This is a genomic window from Methanocaldococcus bathoardescens (assembly GCF_000739065.1).
GTDB classification, from domain to species: Archaea; AGJL01; Methanococci; order Methanococcales; family Methanocaldococcaceae; genus Methanocaldococcus; species Methanocaldococcus bathoardescens.
Genome location: NZ_CP009149.1, coordinates 1526770 through 1539028 on the forward strand (window position 1 = coordinate 1526770; position 12259 = coordinate 1539028).

General features: G+C 29.7%; 12 protein-coding genes and 1 tRNA gene. 7 read left to right on the forward strand and 6 right to left on the reverse strand.

Going from position 1 to position 12259, the window contains the following annotated elements; all coding sequences use genetic code 11:
* Positions 1-76 precede the first annotated feature (76 nt).
* The 3 genes from JH146_RS08935 (at position 77) to cyaB (ending at position 1246) form a co-directional block, all read left to right on the forward strand.
* Positions 77-184, forward strand: coding sequence for a 50S ribosomal protein L41e (locus JH146_RS08935; RefSeq protein ID WP_081874506.1), 108 nt, complete (start codon positions 77-79; stop codon positions 182-184).
* Positions 185-271: 87 nt separating this feature from the next.
* Entirely contained in the window at positions 272-709 is a 438-nt protein-coding gene (locus JH146_RS08010) for an Rrf2 family transcriptional regulator (RefSeq protein WP_048202477.1), read from the forward strand.
* A 6-nt stretch (positions 710-715) separates the two neighbouring features.
* Positions 716-1246, forward strand: a complete 531-nt coding sequence (gene cyaB, locus JH146_RS08015; RefSeq protein ID WP_048202478.1) for a class IV adenylate cyclase — start codon at positions 716-718, stop codon at positions 1244-1246.
* 95 nt (positions 1247-1341) lie between these two features.
* Here cyaB and JH146_RS08020 read toward each other — a convergent pair whose 3' ends face one another.
* From JH146_RS08020 to argS, 3 genes are all read right to left on the reverse strand, one after another.
* Entirely contained in the window at positions 1342-1827 is a 486-nt protein-coding gene (locus JH146_RS08020; RefSeq protein WP_048202479.1) for a hypothetical protein, read from the reverse strand.
* A 64-nt stretch (positions 1828-1891) separates the two neighbouring features.
* Positions 1892-2485: an anthranilate synthase component II gene (locus tag JH146_RS08025; RefSeq protein WP_048202480.1), complete on the reverse strand. Its 594-nt coding sequence runs from the start codon at positions 2483-2485 to the stop codon at positions 1892-1894.
* A 125-nt stretch (positions 2486-2610) separates the two neighbouring features.
* Complete coding sequence (gene argS, locus JH146_RS08030; protein WP_048202481.1) at positions 2611-4311, reverse strand: arginine--tRNA ligase; 1701 nt, start codon at positions 4309-4311, stop codon at positions 2611-2613.
* A gap of 135 nt (positions 4312-4446) precedes the next feature.
* Here argS and JH146_RS08035 point away from each other — a divergent pair.
* Positions 4447-4523 (forward strand) — tRNA-Ala (locus JH146_RS08035).
* A gap of 229 nt (positions 4524-4752) precedes the next feature.
* Here JH146_RS08035 and JH146_RS08040 read toward each other — a convergent pair.
* Genes JH146_RS08040 through trpD form a run of 3 tightly spaced genes read right to left on the reverse strand, consistent with a single transcriptional unit; the run spans position 4753 to position 7309 of the window.
* A complete protein-coding gene (locus JH146_RS08040; RefSeq protein WP_048202482.1) occupies positions 4753-6006 on the reverse strand; it encodes a thiamine-phosphate synthase family protein in 1254 nt (417 codons plus the stop codon).
* A 41-nt stretch (positions 6007-6047) separates the two neighbouring features.
* Positions 6048-6296: a hypothetical protein gene (locus JH146_RS08045; protein WP_048202483.1), complete on the reverse strand. Its 249-nt coding sequence runs from the start codon at positions 6294-6296 to the stop codon at positions 6048-6050.
* A 2-nt stretch (positions 6297-6298) separates the two neighbouring features.
* Positions 6299-7309, reverse strand: coding sequence for an anthranilate phosphoribosyltransferase (gene trpD, locus JH146_RS08050; RefSeq protein WP_048202484.1), 1011 nt, complete (start codon positions 7307-7309; stop codon positions 6299-6301).
* Between the two features lie 213 nt (positions 7310-7522).
* Between trpD and eno the strand changes: the two genes are divergently transcribed.
* From eno to JH146_RS08065, 3 genes are read left to right on the forward strand one after another with little or no spacing between them, the layout of a single operon-like run.
* A complete protein-coding gene (eno, locus tag JH146_RS08055) occupies positions 7523-8794 on the forward strand; it encodes a phosphopyruvate hydratase (protein WP_048202681.1) in 1272 nt (423 codons plus the stop codon).
* Between the two features lie 35 nt (positions 8795-8829).
* Entirely contained in the window at positions 8830-10458 is a 1629-nt protein-coding gene (locus tag JH146_RS08060) for a DUF2357 domain-containing protein (protein WP_048202485.1), read from the forward strand.
* Entirely contained in the window at positions 10436-12238 is a 1803-nt protein-coding gene (locus tag JH146_RS08065) for an McrB family protein (RefSeq protein ID WP_081874496.1), read from the forward strand. The genes JH146_RS08060 and JH146_RS08065 overlap by 23 nt, the downstream gene beginning before the upstream one ends.
* The last annotated feature ends 21 nt before the right edge of the window (positions 12239-12259 follow it).

Consider the following 12259-nt stretch of genomic DNA (forward strand, 5'->3'; position numbering starts at 1 on the left):
TCTAAGTTCCAAAGTTTAATATATAAACTGCGAAAGTCCCATAAAAAACACAAAAACATTATAAGAGGGTGATACTATAAAGAGGAGTTCAAGAAGATGGAAAAAGAAAGGAAGAATGAGATGGAAATGGTATAAGAAAAGATTGAGAAGGTTAAAGAGAGAGAGAAAGAGAGCTAGGTCATAAATTACTTTTCTATTTTTTAAAGTTTTATCTATGTTTTATTTTTATAGAAAAATTAATCAATAAATTTAAATAAATTACTGTGATAGTATGAAAGTTGAAGGTTTAACTAAAAAAATTATGGAACATTTAAAAGAGCCAATAACAATTAGAGAACTTGCTAAAAAACTAAATATCCATCCAAAAAACTTAGATGTTAAAATTAGAGTTTTGAGAGATTTAGGATTGGTAGAAACAAAAAAAGGTAGAAATGGAGGAGTTAGATTAACAAAAGAAGGAATATATTTATTAGAAAAGGGAGAAATTACCTTAGGAGCTTTAAAATTACAGATTGTAGCTAAGGATAGAATTGGTTTGTTAGCTGATATAACTTCAAGGATATCTAAGATTGGTGGGAATATAACATCAACAGTCCTTGAAAGAGATGGAGAGGATGTGGTTATTTATTTAATTGTAGAAAATGTAGATAAGGATGAAATAAAAAATGCTTTAGAGGATGTAGTAAAAAAAATCTCTATTATTTGGTGAGTTGTTATGATAGAGGTTGAGATTAAAGTGAAGATTGATGATAAAGATAAAGTTGTAGAGCAGTTAAAAAATCTTGGCTTTAAATTTATTAAGAAGAAATTTCAAGAGGATATATATTTCAATGGAATTGATAGAGATTTTAGGGAAACTGATGAAGCTTTAAGAATTAGGAATGAAGATGGGAATTTCTTTGTTACTTATAAAGGTCCAAAAATAGATAAAATATCAAAAACAAGGGAAGAGATTGAAGTAAAAATAGAGAATAAAGAAAAGATGAGGCAAATATTTAAAAAACTTGGGTTTAAAGAAGTTCCACCAATTAGAAAGATTAGAGAGATTTACAAAAAGGGAGATATAGAGGCAAGTATTGATGATGTTGAAGGTCTCGGCCTATTCTTGGAATTAGAAAAGTCAATATCTGATATTAATGAAAAAGATAGGATTTTGGAAGAGCTAATGGACATACTGAAAAGTTTAAATATTAGTAAAGACAATATCATTAGAAAATCATACTTGGAGCTAAGGGGGTTGCAATGAAAAACTCAAAAATAAACAAAAGGCAAATATTGGCAATATTTGTAGCTTTAGTTATGATGCTCTCAGTGATTCCAGTGTTTTTGATGGGGCTTTAATTACTTAAAATAATTTCTAATCTTACATATTAATTCTCTTAAATCGTTTATGTTAGATGCTCTAATATCCTTTTTTTGTGGAAATTTTAAGATAATCTCATCAAATATATTTGTATTTTGTGGTTTTTTCATCATGTAATAGTATCTTGCTATACAGTTAATTCTTGCAGTTATAAGCTCACTTAGATATGTTAAGCACATGTCTTCAGTAACCAGTCCCATATAATTGTTCCCATCCTCTGGCTTCAACAAAGCTATTCCTACTAAAATCTCTACTATATCACATTTAATAAGCTCTTTAGAATTTTGTTGTTTCTTTTTTAGTTCATATAAATAGATAGCTAAATCTCTAATAGAATTCCACGGTAAATCTAAGTTGGCTTTTTCTAAATCATCCTTTTTTAATTTCCATAATGGAACCTCTTCATCATTCAACAATACTTTATATTCTAAGCAAAATTGGTATAATATCTCATAAACGTCCATGTTTTCCACTTAAAATGTTTTCTTTTATTTATATATTGAAAGATTTTCTTAATAAAACCTTAAATTAATATCCATTCTCAACAAAATTCTTAATAAGTTTTAATCCTAAATCTGGGAATTTTAAGTTATTTGATTCAGTTAATATACTTTCTGGATGGAATTGAACACCCTCAATTGGTAACTTTTTATGTCTAACTCCCATAATATAGCCGTCATCTAAACTCTTAGCAGTAATCTTTAACTCTTTTGGCACTTCATAGGCAACTAATGAATGGTATCTTCCACCATAGAATGGATTAGGAATATCTTTAAAAATTCCCTCACTGTCATGCTCTATTAAACTTGCCTTTCCGTGCATAACTCTTTTTGCTCTCCCAACCTCTCCACCAAATGCCTCAACAATACATTGATGCCCTAAACAAACCCCCAATATTGGAATTTCTACTTCTTGAATAATTTTTATACAATTTCCAGCCTCTTTTGGTGTTTTTGGTCCTGGACTTATAATTATCCTATCAGGATTTATTTTCTTTATTTCTTCTAATGTGATTTTGTTATCTACTAACTTAACTTTATAGCCCAAAGTTCCTACGTATTGAACTAAATTCCAAACAAATGAATCTATATTGTCAATAACAAGCACTTTTTTAGTTCCCATTTTAATCAATCCCCCAAAATTATCCCATTATAATATTAAAAAATATAAAATACATTATAAAGGATAATAATCACCTTTTCCTATAAAAATTTTAAAAATTTAGTGCAAAAAAATAATTAAACAATTTACATTCTTCCTGGACAATTTATTCCTAACAATCCTAAACCAGTTTCTAATACAGTTTTAGTGCTTTTAACTAATGCTAATCTTGATTTTTTAATGTTATCATCAACTTTTGCCATTAAAATTGGGCAATTTGCATAGAATCTATTGAATGCCTTAGCAAGCTCTAATAAGTAGTTTGCTAACACATGCACTTTTCTATTCTCAGCGCTCTCTCTAATTATGTCCTTAAATTCATCTAACATCTTAATTAACTCCTTCTCTTCATCAGTTAATTCGTAGTTAAATACTGCCTCATCTTTGATTCCTTTATTTTCTGCCTCTTCCAATATTCTACAACATCTTGCGTGGGCATATTGTATAAATGGACATCCAACTTTTTCAAAATCTAAAGCTTCTTCCCATTTAAATACCATTGGCTTTTCTGGGGAAATTCTTGCTATGTTGTATCTAACTGCCCCCAATCCAATATCATAGGCAATATTTTCCTCTACCCCTCTCTTGTTACACTCTTCCTTAGCTCTTTTTATAGCCTCTTCCAATAACTCATCAGTACTTATAAATCTTCCTTTTCTTGTACTCATTGAACCTTCTGGAAGAGAGATGAATTCATAGAATATAACTTCTGGCTCTTTACTTCCAAGTAATTTTAAGGCAGCTTTAACCATCTCAGCTGTTAATTTGTGGTCAGCCCCTAAAACATCTATTCCTACATCACACTTTGATAACTTATCTAAATGATAGGCAATATCTCTTGTTGAATATAAGCTTGTTCCATTTGCTCTTGCTAAAACCATCTTCTTTTGAATTCCAAAATCTGATAAATCAAGCATGTAGGTTTCTTCTTTAATTACCTTTCCAGTTTCCATTAATTTTTTTATAACTTCCTTAACCATCCCATTTCTTACATAAGAGCTTTCCCAAATAAAGGTGTCATGCTTAATATTTAAGTTTTTTAGTGTTTCTTTTATCCCATCTAATGCATAATTAACGGCAAACTCAAATTTTTTAACTACTTCATTATCTTCATTCTTTTCTAAGGCATCTTCATACTCTCTCATTAATTCAAGAATTTTTTCCTCTTCTTCAGGATGTTCTTCTAAATATTTATTAATTTTTACATAAGTTTCAGCAATTGCATGGTCTTTCTTTTTCTCTTTATCTAAACCAAATAATTCAATTCCATAAACAACCAAAGCCATCTGCCTACCCATATCATTTACATAGTAATGGGTTTCAACATCATAACCATAAAACTCCAATATTCTTTTTAAACAATCTCCAATAATGGCATTTCTTAAATGTCCAATATGTAAAGGCCCATTAGGATTTGCTGATGTATGTTCTAAGATAATTTTTATTCCTTTTTTGTCTCCTTTACCATAATCATTTCCTTTTTTATCAATATCCTCCAATAGATGTTTAGCAAATTCACTATAGTCAATATAGAAGTTTATATATCCATTAACTGCCTTTATCTCTTTAACTCCTTCAATGTTCATAGCTTTTAACTTATCTACAATTTCTTCAGCAATAATTTTTGGATTTTTCCTCAATTCTTTAGCTAATTTAAAGCAAATATTTACAGAGTAATCTCCTAACTCTAAGTTTGGTGTTTTATCCAACTTTATATCAATCTCTTTTCCTATCTCTTCACTAATTACTTTTTTTAATGCATTGATAATATTGCTTTTGATATCCATGTTTTCCCTCATCCTTTTTTATTTAATTTAAAATTAGCCAATTTGTTTAAATACTTTCTTTCCAATTTGTTAATTTAAATGTATAATAGAAAAATTTATATATCAGAATGATAAATAAAAGCAGTGCTATTTTGTGGGCTGGTAGCTCAGACTGGGAGAGCGCCGCATTGGCTGTGCGGAGGCCGCGGGTTCAAATCCCGCCCAGTCCACCATTTTTCTAACCATAGGGCTTCGCTCTATTGGTATACCCAGGATGCATCACCTCGCTTCACTCGGTGATGCCTCTTAGATTACAGTGGGGCTGAATGTAGTGAAGCTCTGCTTGTTTTGATGAACCTTTTTCTAAAAGGTTCGTTTAAATCCCGCCCAGTCCACCATTTTTTGGTTTCTAAAAGTTTTAGTTTTATAATTTTATAAAATTTAATTAAAATATTTAAATATTTACATTAAGGTATTATATATCTTTTGAATAACTTCAACTTTTTTAACAACTTCAACTGCATCCCTACCTAAAACTCTAATCATCGGCTCTTTTCCTTCTCCTCCTCTATCATAAATAATGTCTGGAACTCCGCCGAATTTTTCACAGGCAAATTTTGTTCCCCATTCCATTGTTGAAACATTTGGCGGTTCTTCTTTCCTATCAAATGAAGAAACAGTAAATTTATCTTTTAGCATTTTTATTAACTCATCTTCATATTTTATGTTCATGCAAGCTCTTATCTCTGGATTAAATTTATTTGCAGATAAAATTATCTTTGCTATATGTTCAGATGCTCCAAACTCTATATCTCCAACGATATAAAAACTTCCAAGCTTATTTTTTATTATCCTCCCAGTTAATGCGGCAACATCTTTAAAATCCTTTGGAAATGGTAATGATTCAGCTATATTACTTCCAACTTCTGGAATTAATGTAAAGTTCATCTTTTTTAATAGATATACAGCATAGCTAAGGTTTTTTATCACTTTTTCTTTATTAATATATTTTGGGTTAGAGTTGTATCCAAACTTTGTTTTTTTGGCATATATAACTGAAGATAAAACAAATCTTTTTGCTTCTTTAATGGCATCTTCTAAATCATAGCCTTTAGATAAAAATGCAGTTATAGCTGTTGAATAAACACAGCCGGTTCCATGAACTTCTCTCTCAACCTTAAATCCTTTAAATGTATTTATATTTACTGAGCCTCTCTTTAAAATATCATCAATGCCAGTAACTAAGATGTATAAATCATCTTTAATCTTTAGATTATTATTTTTTACAAAATCAATGATTTTTTCATACTCTTCTCTATTTGGTGTAATTAAAAAGCTTTTATTGAAAAGTTCAGCATATTTTTCCATTAATTCTTCATCAACAAATGAAAACTTTGTTGTAGATGCAAGAACTGGGTCGCATATAACTCTTAAATCATATCTATCAATATATTTTAGCAAAATATCAATAGCTGGTTTTGTTAAAACTCCGGTCTTAACGTATTCAATATCAAACTCCTCAAAAATTGCCTTAAACTGCTTTTTTATATTCTCTTCTGGTAAATCAAATTTCTCATAAACCATTTTGTTATTTTGGGGAATTATTGATGTTGTTATTGTTGGACAATAAACTCCCAAAGTGTGGGCAGTTTTTACATCTGCGGAGATGCCAGCTCCACTTGTAGGGTCGTAGCCACCAACAGCCAAGATAACCATCAAAATCACCAAATTGTTAATTTTAAGAAAGAAAAAAGTTGCTATAAGGATTTTACATTTACTTCTCTTAAGCACTTCATAACTTTATTTATATTTTCTTCTAAAAATTCAATTTTTTCTAAATCTTCTTTAATTTTTTCGTCTTTAATTTCACCACTAAAAATTTTATTTTTAAGCTCATTTATAGTTTTAGCATTATATTTTTTTAATATTTCATTTAGTTCATTCTCAAGCTCTTTCAATTCTTCTAAAAATACTTTTTTCATTGAATTTATTATTAATTTTTCCATAGTTAGCCCTCTTTATAGAATTCAATTAATTCTTCCAATTTATTCAATGCCTTTCCACTATCAATGGATTTTTCAGCTAATTTTATCCCTTCTTCAACATCTTTAGCTTCTTCAGCAATATATAGGGCAAATGCAGAATTTAAAACAACAATATCCCTCTTAGCACCAACTTCCTCCCCTTCAAATATCGCCCTAATTATTTTAGCATTTTCTTCAGCATCTCCTCCTCTAATATCTTCTAATTTAGCTCTATTTATGCCAAAATCTTCTGGTTCAATGTAATAGCTCTTTACTTCTCCATTTCTTAGCTCAGATATCTTTGTTTTTCCAATGGTTGTTATCTCATCCATTCCACTACCATGCACTACTAAAGCCCCTTTTAAACCAAGATTCTTTAAAACATAAGCTAATTTTTCTGTTAATTTTTCATCATAAACTCCCATTAGTTGATAATTGGCATTTGCTGGATTTGTTAAAGGTCCTAATACATTGAAGACGGTTCTAATCCCCAATTCTCTTCTAACTGGGGTTGCATACTTCATTGCTGGGTGAAAATGTGGTGCAAATAAAAATCCAATACCTATCTTTTCTATTGATTCTTTAACTCTCTCTATAGGAACATTCAAATTAACTCCTAATGCCTCTAAAACATCTGCACTACCGCTTTTACTGCTAACTGCTTTATTTCCATGCTTTGCAACTGGAACATAAGCAGAGACTACAAAAGCAGTGGCAGTGCTTATATTAAAGGTGTTTAAGTTGTCTCCACCAGTTCCGCATGTATCTAACAACTTAGGAACATCTGGCTCTATTTTTAATGAAAATTCCCTCATAATTTTTGCAAAAGATGTTATTTCCTCAATTGTTTCCCCTTTCATTCTTAAAGCTGTTAATATAGCGGCTATTTGTGTTGGTTTTGCATTTCCACTCATAATTTCCTTCATAACTCCTTCTGCTTCCTTTTCATTTAAATCTTTAAATTCAATAACCTTTTTTAATGCTTCAGTAATCATGCTATCACCAACTTTATAGCATCTCAAAACCTATAAAAACTTATAAATAATTGCCATATATATAACTTTGAGCACTATAGTTTTTTGCAAAATATCTTGAAATGAATAAGGAAGCATGAAGCTTTATATTATAAAGCTTCAAATACACCTTTTTAATTTTAATAGGTTTGCAAAAAACTATAAATTTAGCAAGGTGATATTTTGTTATACAACATGGATGAGAGATTTGAAATTAAAGATATTGTTGCGAGAGAAGTTATTGACTCAAGAGGAAACCCAACAGTTGAAGTGGAAGTTATAACAAAAGGAAATGGTTATGGCTCAGCTATTGTTCCAAGTGGTGCATCAACTGGGACACATGAGGCATTAGAGTTGAGAGATAAAGAAAAAAGATTTGGTGGAAAAGGAGTTTTAATGGCTGTTGAAAATGTTAATTCAATAATTAGGCCAGAGATTTTAGGATATGATGCAAGAATGCAGAGAGAAATAGATAATATAATGATTCAATTAGATGGAACACCAAACAAATCAAAGTTGGGGGCTAATGCAATATTAGCTGTTTCTTTAGCTGTAGCAAAGGCAGCAGCGGCAACAGCAAAAATGCCACTCTATAAATATTTAGGAGGCTTTAATTCCTATGTTATGCCAGTTCCAATGATGAATGTTATCAATGGAGGAAAACATGCTGGAAATGATTTGGATTTGCAGGAGTTTATGATAATACCAGTTGGGGCTACATCAATTTCTGAAGCTGTAAGGATGGGTTCAGAGGTTTATCATGTATTAAAAAATGTTATCATGGAAAAATACGGTAAAAATGCTGTAAATGTTGGGGATGAGGGAGGTTTCGCTCCTCCATTAAAAACATCAAGAGAAGCATTGGATTTATTAACTGAGAGTGTTAAAAAAGCTGGATATGAAGATGAGATTGTCTTTGCCTTGGATGCTGCTGCTTCAGAGTTTTATAAAGACGGCTATTATTACGTTGAAGGTAAGAAATTAACAAGAGAGGAGCTTTTAGATTATTATAAGGCATTGGTTGATGAATATCCAATTGTCTCAATTGAAGACCCATTCCACGAGGAAGATTTTGAAGGCTTTGCAATGATAACTAAGGAGTTAGATATTCAGATAGTTGGAGATGATTTATTCGTTACAAACGTTGAAAGACTAAGAAAAGGTATAGAGATGAAAGCTGCAAATGCTTTATTATTGAAGGTCAATCAGATTGGAACTTTGAGTGAGGCTGTTGATGCTGCCCAATTAGCATTTAGAAATGGTTATGGAGTTGTAGTTTCACACAGAAGTGGAGAAACAGAGGATACAACAATAGCTGATTTGGCAGTTGCTTTAAACTCTGGGCAGATAAAAACAGGGGCTCCAGCAAGAGGAGAAAGAACAGCTAAATACAACCAGTTAATTAGAATTGAGCAAGAGTTAGGACTTAGCAAATATGCTGGAAGAAACTTCAGATGTCCATTCTAATTTTTCATAAAATTATTTTTTGTGTGGGATTGCATATGGATAATTTATACAATGACAAGCTTCCACTTGGTAACATTGGATACATTAGTGGGAAGTTTATTATTAAAAATAGAAAAATATACTTTTTTGAATGGGTTGAGTATATTATAAAAATAAAAGATAACATTAATAATGTTGAAATCTTTTTTGGTGATGAAAAAGCTCAAAAAATTGAAAATATTTTTAGATTTACATTTAAAAATTATGTTGGAAAATCAATTATAAAAATTTACAGAAATCAGGAACTTATTTTTGAAAAACCTATAGAGGTTGTGTCAGAGAAGTTTGCTAATATGTATAAAACCTCGGATGATTATGTAGAGACAATAATAAATAACTATGAAATTTTTATTTCATCATTAATTTCTGAAATATCTAAAAAATATCTTGAACTTCCGTTTAGTATTAAATCTCCAACAGGATTTGAATTTATTGAAAGTGACAAATCAATATCTGAATTCTTTGCATATCATTTTTTAAAAAATAACAAAGAAAAAATAATTTCATCTTATGAAGAAATTCTAAAAAATCCGCACAGAAAACTTATAGACAAAGTTGAGTGGGCTGATTATTGGGAAGTGAATGAAATTTCTGAAGAAACTATTTTTGGAATCATTCAACATCCAGAATATTTAATAAAAACATTTAATCCAGTTGCAGATAAATTTAATGGATATTTCCCACAAAAACTTCTTCAAAGAAAAAAATATGAAACTTTTGATACTTTAGAAAATCGTTTTATTAAATATTTCCTTAATGAGTTAATAATGTGGACAGAAAAAACTATAGAATTTTTAAAAAGTAATTTTGGTAATAAAAAAGATGATTTTATAAAGGAAATAATTAACAATTTACAAGAATTGTGTAGTTCACTTGGATGTTTTAGAAATAATCAAATATTTAGTGATGTAGGTGAATTAGACAGATTTCCATACACTTCACAAGTATTATTAAAGCGTTATGGTTATAAGGATTTATTTGAACTTTGGAGAGAATTTAGGACATATTATCCAATTTTCACTGAAATTAAAAAATGTATTGAAAATAAAGATATAGCAAAACTCTATGAATATTGGTGTTTCTTTAAACTTGTGGAAGAATTGGGCAATATATTTGGTATAGATGAATTAAAGATAGTTGTTGAACCTATTGGGGATTCGTCAGAGAGGAGTAATGTATATGCAAAATTTGATAATGGATGGAAACTATATTTTAATAAAAGATTATCTCCAAAAAAATACAGCTATTCTGTCTCTTTAAGACCAGATTTCTCACTATTTGATGAAAATAATAACTTAATTGGAGTTTTTGACGCAAAGTTTAAATTTGATATTCCAAAATTCAAAGAATTTGATGAGGAAGAAAAAGCATTTGAAAAAACCTATGATTTCAAAACTTGGGCAAAACTTGAAGATATCTATAAGATACATACTTATAGAGATGCTTTAAAAGTGAGATTTGCAGTTGTATTATATCCTGGAGAAAGAAGTGTTTTCTTTGATGTAGATGGAGGGAGGATTGAAGATTTCAGCTTAGAAAAATTGCTTAATGAAGATTATTGTGGGGTTGGTTATATAAGGTATCTACCAGAGGGGAGTAATTATGGAAAAAACTGTATGGATTGAGAGAATTAATATTAACAACCAAAAAATGAGAAGACACTTTGTGAATACTATTGAAAGGGGAGTTGTTGTTAATGAAGAATTTGAAAATATTCTAAAAGAGGCTTTTGGAGAACAATATAAAGAATTTATAGTTGAAGAAAACGGGCAAAAAATTATAAGATTTTGGGGAAAGAGTGGATTATATTCAAACCGTTCCTCTCCAAAATATGGAGATATTGTAGTTATTGTTCTATATAACCATGGAAATTATGAATCAAGTATGTATGTTGGTATAACAAGTAATATGGTTAAGAATGATAGATTAACAGAATATTTAAAGAGAAATCCGTCAACTACATGGGAAAATGCAGGCAGGTTTCCAAATGTATTTCTTATAAATGTTTCTAAGATAAATGACGAAAAATTAGCAAATGAAATTACTGATCTGTTTGAAAAAGGACAATTAATTCCTCCTCAGGGAAGTTTAGCAAAAGTCTCACTAAATGATTTTAGTGAAGAAAATAAGAAAAAATTATTAGAAATTCTGGAAAATTTGGGCTTTAACTTTAAAGTTATAGGCAATCAAAATACACTTCTTGAGGAGAGAGATATGGATTCTTTAGAACTTTTAGAGGTTTACAAATCAAAAGGTTATTATTTTCCATCTCATATAGTATCCCAATTTTATTCATCTTTAAAAACAAAAGGATTTGTAATTTTGTCTGGTTTGAGCGGAACAGGAAAGACAAAGATTGCCTTAAAATTTGCCGAGCTTTTAAATAAAGATAATGACAAAAATTACATTTTTCTTTCAGTTAGGCCAGATTGGAGAGATTCAAAACAATTACTTGGATATTACAATCCACTTGATAATAAATATTATAAAACCCCACTTTTAAAGCTGATATTAAGGGCTATTGAAGATTACGATAAAAATAAAGAAAATGCAAGTCCGTACTTTGTAATCCTTGACGAGATGAACTTGGCTCATGTTGAATACTACTTTGCAGATTTTTTAAGTGTTTTGGAAAGTGGTAGGGACAAAGATGGATTTACAAGAGAAAGTATAAAACTTCACAATATTGATGAGGTTGAAACTAATCAAAAAATCCCTAAAGAAATTAAACTTCCCCCAAACCTCTACATTATAGGGACTGTAAATATAGACGAAACGACTTATATGTTTAGTCCAAAGGTTTTAGACAGGGCATTTATCATAGAATTTTATGATGTTGATTTAGATAACTATCCTCCAGAAGAGCAGAACATTTCAGATGATACCATTTCAGAGATTAGGAATTTAATATATAATGATTTAAAAAGACAGGGAAAATTCTTAGCAGTTTCAAAAGATGAATTAAATAATGCAATAAGAGATTTACCAAATAATTACAAAGAAATTCTAAAAAACCTTAATAAAGCATTGGAAGTTTATAACTTACATTTTGGTTATAGAGTTTTTGATGAAATATGCTTATTTTTCAAAAATGCTAAAGAGAGTTGGGAAAAAGGAATAATCAACTTTAAAGATAAAGATGAAATATTTGATTTAGCAATGTTAATGAAAATTCTCCCAAAATTTCATGGTAACAGAAGAAAACTTGAAAAACCTTTAATTGAAATTCTTAAAATATGCTTAAAGGATGAAAAAGAGATTGAGGAAATTAATTATGAAAAAATTATAGATATGTTGAAAAATTGGGATAATAAAAAAGGGAAATTTAGATTCCAACATACTGGAAAGAAAGTTTTAAGGATGTTAAGACAACTTTATGAAATTGGATTTGCATCATTTGGATAACTAAAGCATTTGGGTGAGACT